This window comes from Xanthobacter cornucopiae (assembly GCF_043195065.2).
Classification (GTDB): domain Bacteria; phylum Pseudomonadota; class Alphaproteobacteria; order Rhizobiales; family Xanthobacteraceae; genus Xanthobacter.
In genome coordinates this window covers 4,834,917-4,857,710 of the sequence record NZ_CM195531.1, presented here as the reverse complement: position 1 = coordinate 4,857,710, position 22,794 = coordinate 4,834,917, and the positions used below count along the sequence as shown (strand labels likewise).

14 protein-coding genes are annotated in these 22,794 nt (G+C 69.9%); 7 read left to right on the top strand and 7 right to left on the bottom strand.

What is annotated here, in order from left to right; all coding sequences use genetic code 11:
• Positions 1–66 precede the first annotated feature (66 nt).
• The 3 genes from V5F53_RS21315 to V5F53_RS21305 form a co-directional block, all read right to left on the bottom strand.
• A complete protein-coding gene (locus V5F53_RS21315) occupies positions 67–1,401 on the bottom strand; it encodes an HlyD family type I secretion periplasmic adaptor subunit (protein WP_393995650.1) in 1,335 nt (444 codons plus the stop codon).
• A complete protein-coding gene (locus V5F53_RS21310; protein ID WP_393995649.1) occupies positions 1,398–3,134 on the bottom strand; it encodes a type I secretion system permease/ATPase in 1,737 nt (578 codons plus the stop codon). Before V5F53_RS21310 ends, V5F53_RS21315 begins: the two co-directional genes overlap by 4 nt.
• An 83-nt stretch (positions 3,135–3,217) precedes the next feature.
• A complete protein-coding gene (locus tag V5F53_RS21305; RefSeq protein ID WP_393995648.1) occupies positions 3,218–8,152 on the bottom strand; it encodes a Calx-beta domain-containing protein in 4,935 nt (1,644 codons plus the stop codon).
• Positions 8,153–8,450: 298 nt separating this feature from the next.
• On the opposite strand from V5F53_RS21305, the gene V5F53_RS21300 reads away from it, so the two are divergent.
• Together V5F53_RS21300 and V5F53_RS21295 are read left to right on the top strand one after the other, a co-directional pair.
• On the top strand, positions 8,451–9,548 hold the full coding sequence (locus V5F53_RS21300) for a sensor histidine kinase (protein ID WP_393995946.1): 1,098 nt from the start codon (positions 8,451–8,453) through the stop codon (positions 9,546–9,548).
• Positions 9,533–10,243: a LytR/AlgR family response regulator transcription factor gene (locus tag V5F53_RS21295; protein ID WP_393995647.1), complete on the top strand. Its 711-nt coding sequence runs from the start codon at positions 9,533–9,535 to the stop codon at positions 10,241–10,243. Before V5F53_RS21300 ends, V5F53_RS21295 begins: the two co-directional genes overlap by 16 nt.
• 14 nt (positions 10,244–10,257) lie before the next feature.
• Here the strand turns inward: V5F53_RS21295 and V5F53_RS21290 are convergent, their stop codons facing one another.
• The 3 genes from V5F53_RS21290 to V5F53_RS21280 all read right to left on the bottom strand — a co-directional run bounded on the left by V5F53_RS21290 (position 10,258) and on the right by V5F53_RS21280 (position 14,582).
• Entirely contained in the window at positions 10,258–12,015 is a 1,758-nt protein-coding gene (locus V5F53_RS21290) for an ABC transporter ATP-binding protein/permease (RefSeq protein ID WP_393995646.1), read from the bottom strand.
• A 724-nt stretch (positions 12,016–12,739) separates the two neighbouring features.
• Complete coding sequence (locus V5F53_RS21285) at positions 12,740–12,952, bottom strand: alkylphosphonate utilization protein (protein WP_393995645.1); 213 nt, start codon at positions 12,950–12,952, stop codon at positions 12,740–12,742.
• Position 12,953: 1 nt separating this feature from the next.
• Positions 12,954–14,582, bottom strand: coding sequence for an acyl-CoA synthetase (locus V5F53_RS21280; RefSeq protein WP_393995945.1), 1,629 nt, complete (start codon positions 14,580–14,582; stop codon positions 12,954–12,956).
• 239 nt (positions 14,583–14,821) lie between these two features.
• Here V5F53_RS21280 and V5F53_RS21275 point away from each other — a divergent pair, with 239 nt between their 5' ends.
• On the top strand, positions 14,822–16,732 hold the full coding sequence (locus V5F53_RS21275) for a propionyl-CoA synthetase (RefSeq protein ID WP_393995644.1): 1,911 nt from the start codon (positions 14,822–14,824) through the stop codon (positions 16,730–16,732).
• 187 nt (positions 16,733–16,919) lie between these two features.
• Here V5F53_RS21275 and V5F53_RS21270 read toward each other — a convergent pair whose 3' ends face one another.
• Positions 16,920–17,222 carry a hypothetical protein gene (locus V5F53_RS21270; RefSeq protein ID WP_393995643.1) on the bottom strand — a complete coding sequence of 101 codons (303 nt, stop codon included), beginning with the start codon at positions 17,220–17,222 and terminating at the stop codon, positions 16,920–16,922.
• A gap of 464 nt (positions 17,223–17,686) precedes the next feature.
• On the opposite strand from V5F53_RS21270, the gene V5F53_RS21265 reads away from it, so the two are divergent.
• From V5F53_RS21265 to V5F53_RS21250, 4 genes are all read left to right on the top strand, one after another.
• Positions 17,687–18,454, top strand: coding sequence for an outer membrane protein (locus tag V5F53_RS21265; RefSeq protein WP_393995642.1), 768 nt, complete (start codon positions 17,687–17,689; stop codon positions 18,452–18,454).
• A gap of 660 nt (positions 18,455–19,114) precedes the next feature.
• Positions 19,115–19,813, top strand: coding sequence for an outer membrane protein (locus tag V5F53_RS21260; RefSeq protein WP_393995641.1), 699 nt, complete (start codon positions 19,115–19,117; stop codon positions 19,811–19,813).
• Positions 19,814–20,506: 693 nt separating this feature from the next.
• Positions 20,507–21,448, top strand: a complete 942-nt coding sequence (locus V5F53_RS21255) for a transposase (protein WP_393995640.1) — start codon at positions 20,507–20,509, stop codon at positions 21,446–21,448.
• A gap of 516 nt (positions 21,449–21,964) precedes the next feature.
• Positions 21,965–22,645: an outer membrane protein gene (locus V5F53_RS21250; RefSeq protein WP_393995639.1), complete on the top strand. Its 681-nt coding sequence runs from the start codon at positions 21,965–21,967 to the stop codon at positions 22,643–22,645.
• Positions 22,646–22,794 lie beyond the last annotated feature (149 nt).

The window sequence follows — 22,794 nt, the reverse complement described above, 5'->3', positions numbered from 1 at the left end:
CCGCCGACCGGGGCGACCACCGCGCCCATCCCTCCCCCAACGGTGCGCGCCCGAGCGGCCACGACTTCACCGCTCGCGGAACGCCTTGGCGACCTGGTCGCGCAGCGGCTTCACCAGATAGTCCAGCGGCGTGCGGTCCACCGTCCGCACGAAGACGTCCGCCTGCATGCCGGCGGCGACCGTGTGGGGCGACAGGCGCGCCAGCTCGCCGGCCGCGACCGCCACCCGGACGGCATAGAAGACGGCGCCCGTCTGCGGGTCGCGGCTGGTGTCCGGGGCGATGCGGTCCACCGTGCCCGACAATTCCGGCGTGGCGCGCTGGTTGAAGGCGCGCACGCGCACATGGGCCGGCCGGCCGGGCGCGATCTGGTCGATGTCGGTGGGGCTGACCCGCGCCTCCACCTGGAGCGCCTCTCCGGCCGGCACGATCAGCATGGCCGGTTCCGCCGGCGCCAGCACGCCCCCCACGGTGTGCACCGCCAGCTGATGCACGATGCCGGCCACCGGGGCGCGGATCTCGATCCGCCGCAACTGGTCCTCCGCCGCCACGCGGCGCTCGGTCAGCTCCGCCAGCTTGCTCTCCGCCTCCTGCAGGCCGGCCGTCGCCTCCTCGCGCAGCCCGGCGTCGATCTGGAGGATCTGCAGGCGCGTTTCGGCGATGCGCCCTTCCGCCTGGGCCACCTGCGCCAGCAGGCGTCCCTTCTGGCCGTCGAGATCGGCTGCCTCCCGCTCCAGCACCGCCTTGCGGCTGAGGGAGACGAGGTTCTTGGCGTATAGCTCGCGCACGCCGTCCAGTTCGTCGGCGATGAGCGCCGACTGGCGTTCCCCCGCCGCCTGCTGGGCCCGAAGGCCCGCGATCTCATCCTGCAGCTGGCCGATGCGCTTTTCCAACTGCTCCTTCTGGCCGGCCCGGGTCTCGCGGCGGGCGGTGAACAGGCGTTGCTCGGCCCCGACCAGGGCAGCGACGTCCGCCCCTCCACCGCGTCCGGCGAAGGCCGCCTCCATGTCCGCTGCATCGTCTCCGTCACGCTCGGCCCGCAGGCGGGCGCGACGGGCCCGGAGTTCGTCGATCTGCTGCGCCAGCATCTGGAGGTTGGCGCGGGGCACGGTGTCGTCGAGGCGGATGAGGACGGCGTCGCGCGCCACCCGGTCCCCCTCGCGCACATGGAGCGCGCCGACGATGCCGCCGCTCGGATGCTGGACCTTCTTGACGTGGCCATCCACCACGAACTGGCCGGAGGCGACCACCGCCCCGGACAACGGCATGGCCACCGCCCACACCCCCACCGTCCCGGCGAACAGCGCGATCGCCGCGCCGCCGCCGACCACGAGGCGCGCCAGCCCGCGGCGGGTGTCGGGGAGCATGTCTTGAAGCCTGTCGTCCCGCGTCGCGCCGCTCATGAGACCGCTCCTGTCCGCGGGAGGCGCGCCAGGCCGGCCTGACGCGCCAGGGCTCCCAGCACCTCGGCCTTCGGCCCTATTTTGCTGATCGCGCCCTCCGACATCACCGCCACCAGATCCACCGCCGCCAGCGCCGCCTGGCGGTGGGTGACGACGATGACGATGCCGCCCCGCGCGCGCACCCCGGTCACGGCGGCGGTCAGGGCCGCATCGCCTTCGGGATCGAGGTTGGAATTGGGCTCGTCGAGCACCACCAGGAACGGCTCGCCATAGAGCGCCCGAGCCAGGGCGATGCGCTGGCGCTGGCCGGCGGACAAGGCCACTCCGTTGTCGCCGACGGGCGTGTCATAGCCGCGGTCGAGCTTGAGGATGAGGGCATGTGCGCCGGCCGCCCGCGACGCCGCCAGGATCGTCTCCGGCGTCGCCGTGGGATCGAAACGGGCGATGTTCTGCGCCACGCTGCCGGCGCACAGTTCCACGTCCTGCGGCAGATAGCCGATGTGGCGGCCGCGCGCCGCCTCGCTCCATTGCGGCAGCGCCGCGCCGTCGAGGCGTACATCGCCCTTCAGCGCCGGCCACACCCCCACCAGCGCCCGGGCGAGGGTCGATTTTCCCGATGCGCTCGGGCCGATGACGCCGAGCCCCTGCCCCGCCTCCAGGCTGAGGCCGACGCCCTTGAGCAGCGGCGCCGCCTGCCCCGGCGCGGTGACGATCAGCCCGTCCACCGCCAACGCCCGGCCCGGCGCCGGCAGCGCGGTGGGCGCGCCGTCCGCCAGGGCCGGCAGGTCGAGGGTGCGCCGCAGGCGGGCCAGGGCCTCGCGGGTGGCCACGAACCCCTTCCAATGGGCCACCGCGATCTCGATGGGCGCGAGCGCGCGGGAGGTCATGATGGAAGCCGCGATCATCGCGCCGCCGGACATCTCCCCGGCGATGGCGAGCCCGGCGCCGAGCCCCAGCACCGCCGATTGCAGCACCATGCGGGCCACCTTGGCGATGGCGCCGGCAGTGCCCGCCACGTCGGCGCCGGCCAGCCAGTCGCGGGCATGGCGGGCGTTCGCCTCGGCGAAGGCGGCGGCGAAGGCGGGCCCCATGCCCATGGCGCTCAGCGCCTCCGCATTGCGCCGGCTGGCCTCCACCACCGCCTCGCGGGCGGCCCGGCTGGCGCGCAAGGCGCGGCTGGTGGCCCGCCCGCTCAGCTCCGCCACCAGGGTGAGCAGCAGCACGACGGCACCGCCGGCCAGGGCCAGGGCGCCGAGCCCGGGATGGAGCAGGAAGCACCCGGCGACGAACAGCGGCATCCACGGCAGATCGAACAAGGCCGTGGGACCGAGCGAGGTGAGAAAGGCGCGGATCTGGTCCAGGTCGCGCACCGGCTGCGCCGGCGCCGCGGCGGCCCCACCCAGCAGCGCCAGCCGGCGCACCGCGCCGAAGGCGGCGGGGGCGACGGCAGCCTCGAACTGGGCGCCGATGCGGCCCAGCATCCGCGCCCGCACGGCGTCGAGATAGCCCTGGAGCATATAGGCCACCAGCAGCAGCGCCGAGAGGCCGACCAGGGTCGCAACGCTGCGCGAGGTGAGCACCCGGTCATAGACCTGCAGCATGTAGAGCGATCCCGACAGCATCAGCACGTTGATGACGGCAGAGAACAGGCCCACGGCGACGAGGGCGCCCCGGCACGATGTGAGGGCGGCCCCGACGCAGGCGGCGGGAGAAGACGGGGATTCAGACACCATGGCAAAGCCTCCTCGGCGCGCCGGACACGGGAGCCGGGCCCCGGCCGGCGGCGCCACGGCCACCGTCCGCCCGGGGGCAGGCCTCAGATCAGCAGCCCGAACGGCGCCGTGTCGAAGCGGCCGGCGCCGGTGACCGGCGGCAGGTCGTCGCCGGTGGCGACGGGGCCGCCGCCCTCCCCCACGCCCGCGAAAATCCCCTCGCCCAGCAGCGCCAGAAGCTGGGCATCTGTGTCCCCGATGCCGTCGAGGGCCGCTCCGATGTGGAGCATCAAGGCCGCGATGACGCTGCCCGCGTCATGCGGCGTCTCGGCCTCGGTCGCCCCGGCGGACACCCATGTCGTCGGCAGCACGTCATCGGTGAGCACGTCATCGGAGAGTATGCCGGTCGAGGGCATCAGGCTGGTCCCCCCATCCGCGGCGACGCCGGCGGTCGCCAGCGGCTCCGGCGCCATCATGCTCGCAACCGCGCGCTCAGCCGGTGCGGGAGCCGGCTGCGCGACGGGCGCGCCGTTGACGGTGAAGCCGCTGGCAACCGCTCCGCCACCACCGGGCGAAGCCTCAAAGCCAAAGCTGACGGTGCCCGCCGCATCCACGGTGCCGTTCCAGGCGGCGTTGCGCACCACATAATGGTCGCCCACATGGCTGACGACCTCGGCATTCCAGATGTTGGTGATGTCGAACGGGGCATCGAACGCCACGGTCCAGCCGTCGACATCGGCCTCCGGTGTCAGCGTCATGGCGCCGACGAAGCCCGAGTTCCAGTCATCGGACACCGTGAACGCCAGGTGGTCGCCGCCCGGCGCGGGGGTAGCGGCATCGTCATCGCCGATGACCCCGGTGGCGGTGCCGTCGGCAATGGTGGCGCCGCTGGCGGTGCCCAGCACCAGCGTGAAGCGCTCGTCGGCCTCGGCGACGCCATCGCCGATCAGCGGCACGCGGACGGTGGCAGTGGTCTCGCCCGGCGCAAAGGTCACGGTTCCGGTGGCGCCCACATAGTCGCTGCCGGCGCGCGCGGTGCCGTCGGCGGTGTGATAGGTCACGCTCACCGCCTGCTCCGCCGCCTCGGAGAGGGTCACGGTGAAGGCGAGGGTGCCCGGCGCGCCGGCCGCGCCTTCCTCGGCCCGGCCATCGGCGATGGAGAGGGTGGGCAGCGCCGGCGCCGCGGCATCGTCATCGACGATGGTGGCGACCCCCTGCGCGACCCCGATCACCGCCCCCTCCGCATCGGTGAGCACCAGGCTGAACTGCTCGTCCGGCTCGGCGGACAGGTCGCCGGTGACGGGAATGCGCACGAGCTTGGTGGTCTCGCCCGGCGCAAAGGTGAGGGTTCCGCTCTCGGCCGAGAAGTCCGCCGCGCCGGCGGTTCCGGCCAGGGTGTGGTAGTCCACGCTCACGGTCTCGGTGGCGGCCTGCGAGAGGCTGACGACGAACACCGCCTCGGCCCCGCCTGTCGCGCTCCCGCCTGTCGCGCTCCCTTCGCCGCCGCCCGCCTCGCCGAGGTCGAACTGGATCGGTTCGAGATAGGCGAGCTTGTCGGAATGCACGGTGCGCCAGTCGTCGCCGAGGATGCCGCCGGTATCGCCGGAATTGGGGTTCCAGGACCAATAGGTCCAGCTGATGCCCTCGTCGCCGGCGGGGAGGTCGCCGGTGCCGTCATTGTTGAAGTCGCCAGACATGTAGGACACCAGGGCCTCCAGCCACGGCGCGTCCTTCGGGTCCTCCAGGCGGGTGCCGAACTCGCCCACATAGACCGGCGCGATGTTCTCCCCGTAGATGTAACCCCACATCTCATCGAACTTCTGCGGCAGGTCCTGCGCGAAGCCGGCATCCTGGAACCACGGCTGGGCATAGACCGAATTGCCGTAGTCGTGCGCCGAATAAACCAGCTTGTTCGACACATCGAGCGCGACCGGCCGGTCGCGCACGCCCATCAGGTTGCCGCCCCACCAATAGCTTTCGCCCTGGTAGGAGCCGACGCCCTCCACGAAGACCAGCCAGTTGGAATTGACCGCGCCGATGGCGTTGCCGGCGCGCTCCGCCGCCGCCGCCCAGTCGGTGGCGCCGCCGCCGCCCCAGGTGCCGGCATAGGGCTCGTTGTGCAGGTCGGCGCCGATGACGGCAGGCGTGTCCGCATAGCGCTCCGCCAGCATCTGCCAGTCGGCGATCCACTGGGATTCGGGATGGGCGCTGTCGTACCACAGGCCGTTTTCCGAGGTGCCGGCCCCCGCCGAGGCGCGGTGATGGTCCAGGATCACGCGCATGCCGATGTCCTCGGCATAGGCAACGATCTTGTCCATGATCTCCAGCGGCGTGAGGCCCTGCAGATCCGGATTCTGGGAATAGTCGATGCCCGACGCGGTGGTGGCGTGCAGCATCTCGGACGAGAACGGCAGGCGGATGGTGTTGAAGCCCAGATCCTTCATCTGGTCCATCATGTCCTGGTAGCCGCGCGTCCACAGGCCATGTGGCGCGGCATTGGAGCTCTCGAAGCCGAACCAGTTCACACCGGCGATCTTCACCGCCTGGCCATCGGCATCCACGATCTGGTTGCCGGAGGTGGAGAACCAGCCCGCGGCCGTCCCCGCGCTGCCGGGATCGCCCTCCACCACGGCCACGTCGGACACCGAGAGCACCGGCTTCGCGACCGGCGGCGCCACGTCGTCATTGATGATGGTGCCGGTGGCGCGCGCCGTGCCGAGGGTGGCGCCCGCCGCCTTGGACAGGGTGAGGGCCAGCGTCTCGTCGGCCTCGACCCGCGTGTCGCCATTCACCATCACATGGATGGTCTTGGTGGTCTCGCCCGGCGCGAACGTGAGATCGCCCGACGCCGCCGCATAATCATTGGCGGCGGAGGCGCTGCCGTTGGCGGTGGCGTAATGCACGCTCACCGGCACGCCCGATGCTTCCGACATGGTCACGGTGAAGGCGAGGTGCGCCATGCCGTCGTCGCCCTCCGCCACCTGGGCGTCGGCGACGGAGAGCACCGGCGCCGGTGGCTGCGGGTCCGCCCCGTCGACGGGCACGCCGTTGACCCGGAAATCGGAGGCCACTGCCGCTCCACCCCCCGGCCCGGCCAGGAATCCGAAGCTCACCGTGCCGTCGGCGCCCACCACGCCATTCCAGCCGGCGTTGCGCACCACGTAGTGGTCGCCCACATGGCTGACGACCTCGGCGTTCCAGATGTTGGTGATGTCGAACGGCGCGTCGAAGGCCACCGTCCAGCCGTCGAGCGCGGCATCGGCGGTCAGCGTCATCTCGCCGACGAAGCCGGCCTTCCAGTCGTCGGTCACGGCGAAGGCCACGGCGCCGCCGCCGGGGGCGGGCGCCGCGTCGTCATTGACGATGATGCCGGTGGCGAAGCGGTCGGCCAGGGTGGCCCCGCTCGGGCGGGAAAGCACCACCGTGAAACGCTCGTCGGCCTCCACTGTCGCGTCGCCGATAAGCGGCACATGCACCATGGCTGAGGTCTGCCCGGGGGCGAAGGTGAGGGTGCCGGCCTGCGCCTCGTAGTCGCTGCCGGCGAGGGCGGTGCCGTCGCGGGTGGCGTAGCGCACGCTCACCGCATGGTCGGACGGCGCCGACAGGCTCACCTCGAACATCATGTGCGGAGCGCCGGTGCTCCCCTCGGCGACGGTGGCGTCGGCGATGGAGATTTCCGGGTCGCCCTGCGGCGCCGGATCGTCGTCGCGGATGGTGCCGGTGGCGGTGCCGCCGACCAGCCGCGCGCCGGACGGGGACGACAGCACCAGATCGAGGCTTTCGTCGCCCTCATACACGGTGTCGCCGTGCACGACGACGTCGATGGTCTTGGCCACCTCGCCGGGGGCGAAGGTGAGCGTGCCGAGGGCCGGCACGAAATCCGCATTGGCGACGGCCGACCCGTTGCGGGTGGCATAGTCCACGCTCACCGCGCCCTCCGCCGGCGCCGAAAGCGTCACCTCGAAGCGCAGCAGGCGCGTGCCGGCATCCCCCTCCACCACCGCGGCAGCGGCAAGCTGCAGGTCCGGCAGCTGCCCGCCCTCCGCCGCAGCCCCATCGATGAGGGCACGCCAGGTCTGGAAGGTGGTGTCCTCCACCGCCTTGATGTTGCCATAGCTCAGATCGTCGAGGCCGACGCCGGCCAGCGTATAGGTCTGCTGCTGACCGACAATGGAGATGACAACCGAGCCGTCCACTTCGGCGACCGAGAATTCGCTCGGCCGGAAATACATGAAGTCCAGCGTGTCGACGGCCGGATCGAAGTCCAGCACGGCGTGGGCGCCATAGTTCCAGTCGATGACAGAGCTGGTCCCCACCGCGCCCGAGGGCGGCGCGCCCGGCCCGGCGGCGGTGGGCCAGGCGTCGGTGCCGACGGTGGGAATGTCGTCGCGGCCGATGACCTGGCTGTCGGGCACCTGCGCGAAGCCGAGCTGCTGCCACACCCGGTCCTCGCGCACCTGGGCGGCGTGGAACAGGAAGTTCTCGGCCGACAGATCCGCCACCTTCACGTCGCGCAGGATGAGCGCCTGGCCGGTGGTGTAATTGCCGATGACGACCCCTTCGGCGCCATCCACCATGTAGATCTGCTCGCGGCTGCCATAGTAGCGGAAATCGACCACGTCGGTGGCGGGGTCGAAGGCCACGCGGTCGATCTGGCCCACCTCATGGGAGCGGGCATAGACCGTGTGCGGCGCCTGAACGATGCCGTGCTCCCAGGCCAGGGCCCCGCTCAGGTCCTGCCGCAGGTGGTCGTTCTGGACCGGGGTGAAGCTGTCCACCGTGAGCTGGCCCAGGGACACGCCGGCGATCAGCACCTCGCGGCCGCTCCAGGGGTCCATGAACGCCACCCCCTCGGCCGTGTCCACGACAATGAAGGCGTGCACGGAGTTGTCGCCAAGGTCGAGCTTATCGGTGGCAGGGTCGAAATCCGAGATGGTCCGCCGCTTGCCCTCGGTGGGCAGCGCAGCGGAGAAGATGCGGCCGGCATCCGCAGCCGCGGCGCCCTGGGTGGTGGCGTTGATTTCTGAACCCTGCGCCATGTCCATCGCTCCTGCTCTGTTGCTCCCGGCCCCCGGCCTGCACCCCGTGTCCAGCAAATGGCATGGCTTCCGCAGAAGAGCAGCACGACCGCCGGCGGGACTCGATGAGCGCGGCGGAAAAATCGACGAGCGCGGCAAACCCGGGCGCGCGTTGCCGCCCCGCGGCGGCGCCACTGCCGCCGCCTGCGCCGAATTCATGCGGCGGGGCGCCTGCGATTGACGCTCCCCGTGGCACTGAATACTGATCGCATCCGGGGAAGAGCGGGCGCCCCGGTCCCGCCGGGAGGCCCGCTTGGGAGTGGACAGCACGCCGATGCCCGCCGATGCCGGCGGCCTTCCGTCCGCACCCTTCTGGCGGGCCCAGATGGTCGGCTGGGGGCTGTTCGCCCTGGTGGACCTCGTCAACCGGCAGCTCACCTATCGCGATTTCGTGGCGGCTGCGGGTCTCACGCTCGTCACCTATCCGCTGTTGCTGCTGTGTTCCGGGGGCCTGCGCCTCGCCTACCGGCGGGCCCGCACCCGAGGCCGGATGACGGCGCGCACCATCGGCCTCGTCGCCGCGCTTTCGCCGCTGGCGGCGGCGGTGGTGGTGGCCGTGATCGCGCTGACCCGGCAGACGCTCGGATGGTCCATCCCCGAATGGCGGCCGCTGGAGGAAGTGGCGCTGCCGCTCGCCCACTATACGCTGGCCTTCATGGCCTGGGGGCTGCTCTATTTCTGGATCCGGGCGGAGCGCGAGCGCCAGGGCGCACAGGCCCGGGCCGTGGCCGCGCAGCTGGACGCCCAGCGCGCCGAAATCCGCGAACTCCAGATGCAGCTCGATCCGCACTTCCTGTTCAATGCCCTCAACGGCCTGGCCGAAGAGGTGCCGGAGCATCCCGAGGCGGCACTGGCGATGCTGCGCGACCTCACCCAGTACCTGCGCCACCTGCTGGCCGGGGTGCGCACCCCGGTGGTGCCGCTCGCCGCCGAGGCGGAGGGGCTGGCGGCCTATCTGCGCATCCAGCAGGCCCGCTTCGGTGACCGGGTGCGCGCCAGCGTCGACCTCGACCCGGCGGCGGCGGGACGGCCCATCAGCAACCTGCTGCTCCAGCCGCTGGTGGAGAACGCCGTCGAGCACGGCGACCGCTCGACCCGCCTCGACGTGGCGGTTCGCCTCACCGCCGACGGCGATGCCCTGCATGTGGAGATCGAGAATACCGGCCGGCTCGCCCCCGGCGGCGACGGCGCGCACCACGGCATCGGCCTTGAGAACGTGCGGCGCCGGCTCGACCTGCACTACCCGGGCCGCCACGCCTTCGCCCTGCGCCACGTGCCGGGGAGCGCCGGGCCCTCGGAGCCGCCGCGCGTCATCGCCGTCCTGCGACTGGAGGGCGCGCCATGCTCCGCGTCCTGATCTGCGATGACGAGCCGCTGGCCCGGCGCGCCCTGCGCCGCCTGATGGCCGGCCACGACGTGGACATCGTGGGCGAGGCCGAGAGCGTGGCCCAGACCCTGGATCTGATCGCCGCCACCCGTCCCGACCTCATCTTCCTCGACATCAAGCTTAACGGCGGCGACGGCTTCGACCTGCTCGCCGCCAGCGATGACCTGCCCAAGGTGGTGTTCGTCACCGCCCACGCCGAATATGCGGTGGAGGCGTTCGCGGTGGAAGCGGTGGACTATCTGCTGAAGCCGGTGGCGCCGGAGCGCCTCGCCGCTGCGCTGGAGCGGGTGCGCCGGCTGATGGCCGGCGACCGGAAGGAACCCGGCGGCCGAATCGCGCTGCGCGCGGCCAGCCGCGCGGTGTTCTGTGAGTTCGCCGACATCGTGGCGGTGCGGGCGGAGGGCGACTTCAGCCATGTGCTGCTGCGCGAGCAGGCGGCGATGATGGTGCTGCGCAGCCTCGGCCAGTTCGAAACCCAGTTGCCCTCGCCGCCGTTCTTCCGCCTGGGGCGCTCGCTCATCATCAACCGCGAGCGCGTGCGCGGGCTCGATGCGCGGGACCGCGATGCGGTGCGCGTCACGCTGGCGGGGCTGGCCGAACCGCTGGTCATCGGCCGCGCCGCCGCCGCCCGCCTGCGCGAGGTGATGGAGGGGCGGGACGGCTGACCCCCCGCCCGGCCTCACACCGGCAGCAGCCCCGGCGCCGTCGCCGGCTTCAGCACGCGCGGCGCCGCGGCGCCGTGGAGGTGCAGCACCCGGTCGTGCAGGTCCAGCAGGGTCGAGCGGTGGCCGATCGAGATCACCGTCGCATCCGGCAGTTCCCGCCGCAGCAGCGTATAGAGCTGGGCCTCGGAGGCCTCGTCCAGGGCCGATGTGGCCTCGTCCAGCAGCAGCACGTCTGGCTTTTCCAGCAGCGCCCGGGCCAGGGAGAGGCGCTGTTGCTCGCCCAGCGACAGCAGGTGCGGCCACAACGCCTCCTCGTCCAGCCGCGCCACCAGGCCCGGCAGTCCCACCGCCTGCAGCGCCGCCGCCGCCCGCGGCTGCGACAGGCTCTCCGCCGCCGCCGGATAGGCCAGCGCGGCATGGAGCCGGCCCACCGGCACATAGGGATTCTGCGGCAACACCATGACCTTGTGGCCGGCGCGGCGGTGCACCTGGCCGCGGCCGTGGGGCCAGATGCCGGCAATGGCGCGCAACAGCGTGCTCTTGCCCGAACCGGACGGGCCGGTGATAAGCACCCGCTCGCCAGACCCGATCTCCACCGCGCCGGTGGCCACCAGCGCCTCCCCGCCGGGCAGGCGCACGTCCAGGTCATTGAGGGCGAGGGCCGGCCCCTCCGCATGGGCAAGGGTGGCGAAGGCCGGGTTGCCCGCCTCGGCCTGGGCCCTGGCGATGGCGGCCTCGAAGCCGGTGAGACGCTGCACCACCGACACCCATTCGGCGAGGGTGACATAGCTCGACACGAAGAAGGAAAACGAGCCCTGCACCGAGCCGAACGCGGACGCCGTCTGCATCAATTGGCCGAGCTGGATCTGGCCGGCGAAATAGGCCGGCGCCACCACCACATAGGGAAAAATCGTGGAAATCTGGTTGTAGCCGGCGGTGAACCAGGTCAGCCGCTTCTGAGCCTTCATCAGCTCGAAGAAATTGCCCCACACCCGGCCGAAGCGGCCATCCAGCTTGCGGGTCTCAGCCTCCTCCCCCCGCAGCAGCGCGATCTGCTCGCCATTCATGCGCACGCGCACCAGGTCGACGCGAAAATCCGCCTCATAGCGCTGCTGGTCGTAATTGAGGCGCGCCAGCGGCCGGCCGATGAGGTGGGCGATCCAGGTGCCGACCGCCGCATAGACCAGCGCCGCCCAGAACAGATAGCCCGGCACCGAAAGCTCATGCCCGAACAGGCTCACCGCCAGCGGGCCGGACAGGCCCCACAGGATGACCGAGAACGACACCAGCGACACCACCGTGCCCAACAGGCCGATGCCGACGCCGATGGTGCGGCCGACGAACAATTGCACATCCTCGGCAATGCGCTGATCGGGGTTGTCGGCCGCGTCCCCCGACAGGCGCAGGCGGTAATGGATCTCGTCGGACAGCCACGCCTGCATGTAGCGCCGCGTCAGCCAGCGCCGCCAGCGGATCTCGAGCCACTGCTTCAGGTAGATCTGGTACACCGCCACGAAGATCGCCCCCGCGGCGATGGCGCAGAACACCAGCAGCTGCGTCTTGAAGGCGGGGAAGTCCTTGTCCTGAATGGCGTTGTAAAAGGCGACGTTCCACTCGTTGAGCAGCACCGTGGCGAAGACCCATGCCAGTTCCAGCGCCACCACCGCGCCGAGCAGGCCGAGCGCCACCCATCGCTCCTCGCTCCGGAAATAAGGCAAGGCGAGCCGGCGGATGTCGGCAAGAAGGGACAGGAGCGCACGCACCGGGTTCATCTCCGCAAAAGGGGGCCGCCGGTGTTGTGTCGCCGCCAACCTGACCGCACCATGGCGGGCGAATGAAGGATTGGAAAGGTGGCGCAGGGGAACCCGAGGGCCAAGCGATCGGCACCGGTGGCCGCGGCGCACCGCCGCAACACCCGCCCCCCTTGCAGCCGCGGCCCTTGCAGCCGCGCCCCTCTCACAGGCTCGGCCCCGCCACGGGCGGGGCATCCGAAGGGCGCCTGACGGAGGTGGCAGGCACTTGGCGGGCACTTGACAGGCAGTCCGCCGACACTTGGCAGGCACTTGGCGGGCACTTGACAGGCAGTCCGCCGACACTTGGCGCGACATCGGGCAGGCACCTGCCGGGCCCTTGACGCAACATCCGGCCGGCGGTCCGTGTGGCACAGCGCCGGCCCGCCCCACACGCCTGCGCGCCCGGCCATCGCCCCCATGCGCCACCCGGCCACCGCACGTCCGGAGGCGCCGCCTGCACCGCAAGGCGGCGCCTGACGCCCCCCGCCCCACTGGAACCCCGTTGAGACTATCCTGAGGGCCCTGGGGGAGAGCTGCCGTGCGGACGCCAGCTATCAGCGCGCCAGCCCCGGCGGCGGGTCCGGCTCCAGCGCATCCGCCCCCCGGGGCGGTGTCGCGCCCGGCTGCCCGGCGCCCGCCGCGGCCGGACGGGCCGCGCACGGCTCGTCCGGCCCGAAGGTGGCGCCGGCCGTGAAGCCGGCGCTCAGGCCTTCTTCACGAACTCGGTGCGCAGCACCAGGCCCTTCACCTTCTCGACCTTGCAGTCGATCTCCTCCGGATCGTCGGTGAGGCGGATGCCCTTCACCAGCGTGCCGCGCTTCAGGGTCACCGAAGTGCCCTTCACCTTGAGGTCCTTGACGAGGGTGACGTTGTCCCCGTCCTTCAGAACCGCGCCGTTGGCGTCCTTGACCTCCACCTCAGACCTCCTTCGCCAGCTCGCGCAGGCGGAACTTCTGGATCTTGCCGGTGGAGGTCTTCGGGATCGGCTCGAACACGATGTGACGCGGGCACTTGTAGCTGGCGAGATGGGTCTTGCAGTGGGCCAGCAGCTCTTCCGCCGTGGCGCTGGCGCCGTCGCGCAGCTCCACGAACGCCACCGGGGTCTCGCCCCATTTCTCGTCGGGCTTGGCCACCACCGCCGCCGCGCTCACCGCCGGGTGCTTGTAGAGGGCGTCCTCCACCTCGATGGAGGAGATGTTCTCGCCGCCGGAGATGATGATGTCCTTGGAGCGGTCCTTGAGCTGGATGTAGCCGTCGGGGTGCTTCACCCCGAGGTCGCCCGAGTGGAACCACCCGCCGGCGAAGGCGGCATCGGTGGCGGTGGGGTTCTTGAGGTAGCCCTTCATCACCACGTTGCCGCGGAACATGACCTCGCCCAGGGTGGTGCCGTCGGACGGGACCACCTGCATGGTCTCGGGATCGAGCACGTCCACCGCATCCATGGCGGCATAGCGCACGCCCTGGCGGGCCTTTTTCACGGCGCGCTCCGCTGCGGGCAGCGCGTCCCACTCGGAATGCCAGTCGTTCACTACCGACGGGCCGTAGACCTCGGTGAGGCCGTAGACGTGCACCACGTTGAAACCCGCCTCCTGCATGGCGGCCAGCACCGCCTCGGGCGGCGGCGCGGCGGCGGTGATGAACTCCACCTTGCCGGGCAGCGCCCGCTTGTCGGCCTCGGGCGCGCCGAGCAGGGACGACATGACGATGGGCGCGCCGCACATGTGGGTGACGCCGTAGTCCGCGATGGCGTCGAAGATGGGCTTGGCGCGCACCTGGCGCAGGCACACATGGGTGCCGGCCACCAGCGTCACCGACCAGGGGAAGCACCAGCCGTTGCAGTGGAACATGGGCAGCGTCCACAGATAGACCGGGTGCTTGCCCAGGGCGCAGGTCACCACATTGCCCACCGCCAGCAGGTGCGCCCCGCGATGGTGATAGACGACGCCCTTGGGGTCGCCGGTGGTGCCGGAGGTATAGTTGAGGGCGATGGCGTCCCACTCGTCGTCGGGGCCCTTCCACTCGAACGCCGGGTCCCCGGTCTCAAGGAAGGCCTCGTATTCGAGCGTGCCAATGCGCTCGCCCTTGCCGGTGAACTCCGGGTCGTCATAGTCGATGACGATGGGCTTGCGCACCGCCATGGCGAGCGCCGCCTTCATCACCGGCGAATATTCGCGGTCGGTGATGAGCACCTTGGCCTCGCCATGATCAATGGTGAAGGCGAGGATGGCGGCGTCGAGCCGGGTGTTGAGCGAGTTCAGCACCGCGCCCGTCATGGGCACGCCGTAGTGGGCCTCCAGCATGGCGGGGGTATTGGTGAGCATCACCGCTACGGTGTCGCCCTTGCCGATGCCGAGCTTGGCCAGCGCCGAGGCGAGGCGCCGGCTGCGGGCGTAAAAGTCGCGATAGGTGCGACGCAGGGCGCCGTGGATGATGGCGGTGTGGTCCGGAAACACACTGGCGGCGCGCTCCAGGAAACCGAGCGGGGTCAGAGGCTGATAATTGGCCTGATTGCGGTCGAGATGCAGGTCGTAGATGCTGCCCGCCATGGTATCCCCCATCTGCCTCTTCGCCCCCGCGGCGCGCGTGGGAGAGAAGGAACTTCGAACGGCGCGCGTCGCGCGAGGGCCGCAACCTAGCCAGGGGCCAGGGGCGGCGCAATCAGCGGGCATGATAGAACAACGCCTTTATCCATCCAACCAAGGTCGTACGCAGTAGTGCGTACTTGCTCCCCGCCGGGGGCATCGGCACTAACCAAACCAAAGATATGCCGACAAGGGAGACGTCCATGGGTGAGACAAGCAGCTACGGCGCAACCTATGCCCGCTGGCGCGACGATCCGTCCGCCTTCTGGGGCGAGGCGGCCAGCAAGATCGACTGGACCACGCCGCCCACCACCGTTTTCGATCCCGATGCCGGCGTCTATGGCCGCTGGTTCGAGGGCGCCACCGGCAACACCTGCTTCAATGCGGTCGATCGCCACGTCGCCGCCGGCCGCGGCGCGCAGGCCGCCATCATCTACGACAGCCCGGTCACCGGCTCCAAGCGCACCCTCACCTATGCCGAGCTGAAGCACGAGGTGGCGACGCTGGCCGCCGTGCTCCAGGACCTGGGCGTGACCAAGGGCGACCGGGTGCTGGTCTACATGCCCATGGTGCCGGAGGCCCTGGTGGGCATGCTGGCCTGCGCCCGCATCGGCGCCATCCATTCGGTGGTGTTCGGCGGCTTCGCGGCCAAGGAACTCGCCACCCGCATCGAGGATGCCGAGCCGAAGCTGATCCTGGCCGCCTCCTGCGGCATCGAGCCCAACCGCGTGGTGCCCTACAAGCCGCTGCTGGACCTCGCCATCTCCATGTCGGCGGTGAAGCCCGAAGCCTGCATCGTGCTGCAGCGCCCGGAAGGCCCCGGCACCCTCGCGGAGGGCCGCGACATCGACTGGGCCGCAGCCACCGCCGCGGCGGCCGCCGCCGGCAAGGCCGCGCCCTGCGTGGATGTGGCCGCCACCGACCCGCTCTATATCCTTTATACTTCCGGCACCACCGGCAAGCCCAAGGGCGTGGTGCGCGACACCGGCGGCCACATGGTGGCGCTCACCTGGACCATGGAGAATCTCTACGGCGTCAAGCCGGGTGAGGTGTTCTGGGCGGCCTCGGACATCGGCTGGGTGGTCGGGCACTCCTACATCGTCTACGCGCCGCTGCTGGCCGGCAGCACCACCCTGGTCTACGAGGGCAAGCCGGTGGGCACGCCGGACCCCGGCGCGTTCTGGCGGGTGATCGCGGAGCACAAGGTGGTGGCGCTGTTCACCGCCCCCACTGCCCTGCGCGCCATCAAGAAGGAAGACCCCGAGTGCGCCTATAAGGCCGGGCACGACCTCTCCCACTTCCGCACCCTGTTCCTGGCCGGCGAGCGTGCTGATCCCGATACCGTGCAGTGGGCGCAGGACCAGCTCGGCGTGCCGGTGGTGGACCACTGGTGGCAGACCGAGACCGGCTGGGCTATCGCCGCCAATCCGGTGGGCCTCGGCCTTCTGCCCACCAAGCTCGGCTCGCCCACCGTGCCCATGCCGGGCTACGACGTGCAGATCGTGGACGAGGCAGCCAAGCCGGTGCCGGCCGGCACCATGGGGTCCATCGTCATCAAGCTGCCGCTGCCTCCCGGCTGCCTGCCCACCCTGTGGCAGCAGGACGAGCGCTTCAAGGAAAGCTACCTCGCCGACTATCCCGGCTACTACAAGACCGCCGATGCCGGCTATATCGACGATGACGGCTATGTCTTCGTCATGGGCCGCACCGACGACATCATCAATGTCGCCGGCCACCGCCTGTCCACCGGCGGCATGGAAGAGGTGATCGCCTCCCACCCCGACGTCGCCGAATGCGCGGTGATCGGCGTCAAGGATTCGCTCAAGGGCGAGGTGCCCTGCGGCTTCGTGGTGCTGAAGGCCGGCGAGCGCCGGGCGCCGGCGGTGATCGAGAAGGAGCTGGTGGGCCTGGTGCGCGACCGCATCGGCCCGGTGGCCGCCTTCAAGCTGGCGGTAACTGTGAACCGCCTGCCCAAGACCCGCTCGGGCAAGATCCTGCGCGGCACCATGAAGAAGATCGCGGACCACGATCCCTGGTCCACCCCCGCCACCATCGACGATCCGGTGGTGCTGGAGGAGATCGAGGGCATCCTCAAGGATCGCGGCATCGGCTGACGAAGAAGGCGCCCCACGGGGCGCCTTTTTTCATGGGCGGTTCCCGGCGCCACCTGCGTCCCGCGCCCGAGGGCGACCATCCCGACACGCCGCGCCACGCCCGCCAACTCCCCCGCTGGCCACGCTCCGGGCCACACTCCTGGCCGCGCCCGCTGGCGACATCCCGGCCCGGGCGATGGCGCGCCGCTCAGCCGCCCGACCGGCCGCCCCCGCGCGAGGGCTCGAAGCAGGTGTAGCCGACGAAGCATTGCGGATTGTCGCGCGTCGGCACCCATTCCGGCTTCAACTGCTGGTCATACATGCAGAAGCTGAGATCGCGCACGTAGCGGTCATACAGGGTGGGCGACGTGGCCAGCACCACCGCCCCCTTTCCCTGGATCAGCGCCGCGGCCTGGGCGCAGCTCAGATCGGTGCTGCGCGTCATGCCCTGGGCGACGGCCGCAGACGCGAACGCCACCAGCGCGCCCGCCACCAGAAGTCTCGTGTACATGGTCATGTCCTCCGCACCTCTTGCGGCGTCCCCGCCGCCCCGCCCGCATGGCCCACCGCGCGACCGGGAGCAAGCAGCCCGCATCGACGGCCCGGCGACATGTCCACCCCAGGCGCCCTCCACCGTCCGGCGGCGGCGCGGCCGGAACAGGGCGTCATCAACGGCGCCCGCAGTGCCCTGCGACTCCGGCGCCGATGCCGACCTCACGTCGCCCCCGATCAACCCGGGCGTGTTTACCGGCTGTTTACGCTAACATGGTTATCAATTGTTTAGTCAGAGGGTTGTTCCCACCGCAAGCCCCCGGCCCGCCGGGCGGGGCGGCGGCACCGCCCGCCTGCCGCCGCCGCGCTCCCCACCCCGCCGCGCCCTCAGCATCGGAAGATCCGGCCGCCACGGGCGGGAGCGGAGCCGCGCGTCGATGTTCGATCGTCCGTCCCCGTCGCCAGCCAGTTCGGGATTTGCAGATGAAGCCGTCCGCCATTGCCGCCGCCCTCGTTGCCGCGTCGCTCGCGGCGCCGGCGCTGGCCGCCGACCTATCCACCCGCGAGGCGCTCCGCGCTTCCCTGCCCCGCGCCACCTCATGGACCGGGCTGTATGTGGGCGGCAACGTGGGATATGGCGGCGACACCGTCACCTCCGACGCCCTGCTGTTCAGCGCCACGTCCCTCACCACCCTCACCGCCTTCGACGGCACGCGCAGCACTTCCCTCACCGCGTCGGGCTTCGTCGCCGGCGGGCAGATCGGATACAATATCGAGCTGCCGAGCCGTTTCGTGCTCGGGCTCGAAACCGACCTGCAATGGAGTGGCATCAAGGGGCAGGCGCGGCAGAGCGGGCTTTCGATGGCGGGCGCCCTGAGCGACGCCGCAAGCACCGGCGGAGCCTTGGATTATTTCGGCACGGTCCGTGCCCGCCTGGGCTACGCCATGGACCGCTTCCTGCCCTATCTCACCGCGGGCGCCGCCTACGGGCGGGTGCAGTTCAACCGCAGTGTCTACGATGCCGCTGGCCTGCGCGACTCATCGACCGCCGCCACCAACTGGGGCTGGACCGCAGGCATCGGCGCCGAATATGCCTTCGCCGACCATTGGACCATGAAGGCGGAATACCTCTACGTCGATCTCGGCAGCTTCGACTACGGCTATTTCGACAGCGCCCTGGGCATCACCGCGCTTGGCACGCTGGAGGCGAAATTCCACACCGTGAAGGCTGGCGTGAACTACAGGTTCTGACGCCCTCGGCGCGATCCACATCCGCGCGGCAAAGCGCCCGGCCACTCCTCCCGCCGCGAATCCCCCGCCCGCGACCGCCCCTCCCCTCGTGGAAAAGAGCGGACAGCGCCCGCGCCGGCACCGCCCGACACCGTTCAGCGGTGTCCACGGCAAGACATCTGACGGTATTCTGTTCTGAACCGACAGGCGTAAGGCCGGAAATCGGTATTATAAAACCGCAAAACAACCCCTTTATCTGCCGGCACCCGCTGATCGGACCGAGAGCGGGATCCACACCCCACCCGAACAGCCAGACCATCCTAGAGTTGCAACCCGACCGCGTCCCGGGTCCACCGCGCGGGTGCGGAAATCGCCGCCGGAGAGTCGGGCGCGGACTCCGAGCGCATCCGAGAAGTGCTTAGTTTACAAATATTTTACCTTACCCGGACACAGTTGCGCGCAGGCCGGGACCCCTGCAACCGGATTCACGGGCCGCATTGGTATCATGGTAGCCAGAGATGCGGTTGCAGAGCGAGCTTTTCGATGCACTGTGGCACGAAAGATACGGAATCTTTTCCCGGCCTCTGCTAAATGAGAGTCACAGGGCGGTTGGGGACGACGGCATCCGCAAGCGGTTCCATCCTGCTCGAAGTCTTGCAACCCAAAACGGGGGATTAAGTGATGAAGCGGTTCCTTCTCGCCACTGTCGCGCTGGCGGCGCTCTCGGCTCCGGCCGCGGCTGCTGACCTGGCGACGAAGTACCCGGTCAAGGCCATTGCCGCCCCGGTGTTCTCGTGGACCGGTTTCTACATCGGCGCCAACTTCGGCTACGGCGGCGACCAGTCCAGCCATGACCTGAGCATCCTCAGCGTCCCGGTCGGCTCGGCCGATGCCACCACCTCCGGCTGGTTCGTCGGCGGTCAGCTCGGCTACAACTACCAGTTCGCCAACAACGTGGTCGTCGGCCTTGAGACCGACCTGCAGTGGTCGAACATCTCGGGTCAGGTCAGCGGCCTGAACATCGGCGGCCTGAACTGGATCGCCGGCTCGAGCGTCGACTACTTCGGCACCATCCGCGCCCGCCTCGGCTACGCCTTTGACCGGTTCCTGCCCTACATCACCGGCGGCGCGGCCTATGGCAACGTCAACAACAGCCTGTTCCCCGGCTACGGCCCGTGGGGCGTGAGCTCGTCCTCGACCAACTGGGGCTGGACCCTCGGCGCTGGCTTCGAGTACGCCCTCACCAACAACTGGACGCTGAAGACCGAGTACCTGTATGTCGACCTCGGCAGCAAGGACAGCGGCCCGCTCGGCGGCGTGGTGCTCACCAGCGACACCAAGTTCAACACCGTCAAGGCGGGTGTGAACTACAAGTTCTGATCTCGACCGGACCGGCGCGCCCCTCAAGGCGCGCCGGGTTCGGATATGGGTTGGCGCCACTCTCTCCAAGGGGAGATGTGGCGTTGGATCAGCAGAAAGCGTCGGACATCGTCCGGCGCTTTTTTATTTACGCACCCGGCCCCGCGGCCCATCCCTCCGACTTCAAGCGGAGATCCAGCCCCATCCCAGAAGAGAGCCAAGCCTGTTTCGGCCGTCTGGCTCGATGCGGCCGGTTTCCAGAACTCACCCCGTCTGCGCTCAGCGGGGCATGAGCGTTCCCCATCGGCAATCGGTCCATTTCCCCTCCGTGTCATCGGGCGGCGAGCATGGCCCACCCGGCTCCCCACACCTGCGCCTGACATCCGCGCCAGACATCCCCGCGAGGGACCCGGCATCCCTCCACGACCCGCGCCTCGCCTCCTGGCGTTCTCCGCCACCGCGCCTTTCCGGGGCCCCTTGCAGCCGCCACGCCTCAGCCTCCGGCCGGCGGCACCCGCTCGTCCCCCGTTCGCGCTGGCGGAATACCCACGGCACGACACCGCCAAGCCCGCCTCCAACGCGCTCACGCTCCCCCCTGTCTATTGGATCTGTGAGAGAGTGATGGAGCGGAAGGGAGCCCGCCCCCGCCCGAGGGGGTGCAGCCCGTGCGGGAGCAAGGGTCCCTTCCGCTGTCGCTGAACCCCGAACAATTGCTTGGGACTGCGATCCCGCACGACATGGGCCGGAGCCATCACCACGCCACAGCCCGTCGTCGGCTGCGATCGTCGCGCCGTCCGCGACCTCTGCGCCCTGCCGTCCGGCCGGACCCAGAGAATCCCCAATACGTCCGATGCCATCGCCGCCTCGGCCGCCGCGATCGAGGCGGATGCCCTCGTCGTGTTCGAGGCCACCAGCGGCTGCGACGGTGACCTCATCGCCGCCCTCGCCGAGCGCGGCCAGCCCTTCTGCCGCGTCAATCCCCGCCAGGCCCGCGAGTTCGCCCGGGCCACCGGCGTCCTCGCCAAGACCGACCGGCTAGATGCCCGCGCGCTCGCCCAGATGGGCCGCACCCTCAGCCTGCCGGTCACCGTCCCCGTCAGCGCCGCCCGCGTCCAGCTCTCCGTCTTCCTGCGCCGCCGCAGGCCATGGGTCGAGATGCGAAAAGCCGAAAAGCTGCGCCGCCACAGCGCCGGCCAGGACGAGATCGCCGCGCAGATCGCCACCATGATCGTCCTGCTCGGCGGACAGCCCCTCGCCATCGACCGGCGCATCGCCGGCCTGATCGCCGCCGATCACACCCTCTCGACCCAGGCCCGCCTGCTGGCGGCGGTGCCGGGCATCGGGCCCACCGTCCTGGCCACCCTGCTCGGCGAACGTCCCGAACTGGGCACCCTCTGCCGACGCCGCCGCATCGCCTCCCTGGCCGGCCTTGCGCCCCACGCCCGGGAAAGCGGCATATGGCGAGGGGACCGGCGCATCTGGGGCGGACGCCGAAAGGTCCGCGAGGCCCTCTACATCGCCGCCCTCACCGCCATGCGCGACCGCATGCGCCTCAAGGGCAAGGCACCAAAGACCATCCTCATCGCCGTCGCGCGCCAGCTCCTCGTCATCATCAACGCCATGATCCGGAAAACTCAGCCCTTCGCTCTCGCTTGAACAACACAGGTACCCCCGTGCCTCCCCCAGCCGCGCTCCAACGGCTAGGCGACACGCGCGACGGCAGCGCCCGACCGGCGGCCCCGCTCCTTCTGAAGAGCGAATCGCGCCCGATCCGTTCTGAAGTCGATGCACGTCGCGCTCCGGAGCGCCGCGGCAGGCGGCACCGAATCGTGTCCACGGCGACAGTGATCGCGGGACCTCCGGAAGAAATCCGCCCGAAGGTTGAATGAAACCTCCTTAAATCGTCGGAGTGAAAAGATCTGCTTACCCTTCGGTTACCATTACGCCATTAAGCCGCCACTCTTTCCGAACGTCAGCCCCAATTTTCATACCAAAAACGGTATCATATTGTATCATCTTCAGATCTCGCCCGCAGATTAGGACCATATGTGGCTGAAATGATACGTCGGAGGGCTTCAAGAGCTGCTAGGACATCTTCACTGAGTTGTTGAGCCGGTCCTCCGGGCCGCTTGGCCTCACCTGATCTGAACAACCCGAACAAGGGGGCTTACAATGAAGCGGTTCCTTCTCGCCTCTGTCGCTCTGGCGGCTTTCGTTGCTCCGGCCGCGGCCGCTGACCTCGCCACCAAGTATCCGGTCAAGGCCATTGCCGCGCCGGTGTTCTCCTGGACTGGCTTCTACATCGGCGCCAACGCCGGTTACGGCGGCGACAAGTTCAATTACGATCTGTATGCCCTCACCGTCCCGGTCGCGAGCGCCAGCATCACCTCTTCCGGCTGGTTCGTCGGCGGTCAGCTCGGCTACAACTACCAGTTCGCCAACAACGTGGTCGTCGGCCTCGAGACCGACATCCAGTGGTCCGACATCTCCGGCACCGTGACCATCGGCCCGGTCTCGGCCGGTTCCACCGTCGACTACTTCGGCACCATCCGCGGCCGTCTGGGCTACGCCCTCGACCGGTTCCTGCCCTACATCACCGGCGGCGCGGCCTATGGCCGGACCTCGACCGACGTGAACTATCTGGTCGCCAGCGTCGGCAAGGCCACCACCAGCTGGGGCTGGACCATCGGCGGCGGCGTGGAATACGCCATCACCAACAACTGGACCTTCAAGACCGAGTACCTGTACGTCGACCTGGGCAGCGCCAACAACATCGGCTCCATCGGCGGCATCTCGCTCGACAACGACACCAAGTTCCACACCGTCAAGGCGGGTGTGAACTACAAGTTCTGATCCGTCCAAGCGGAAGAGACCGAAAGCCCGCCGGCATGCCCGGCGGGCTTTTTCATTGCCCGGCGCCGCCCGTCCTCTTCTGCGCCGGCCCCTCCGCCCGCTCCGGCCCGCGCGGTGGCCGCCACGCCGCGAAGGCCCCAGCCGGCGTT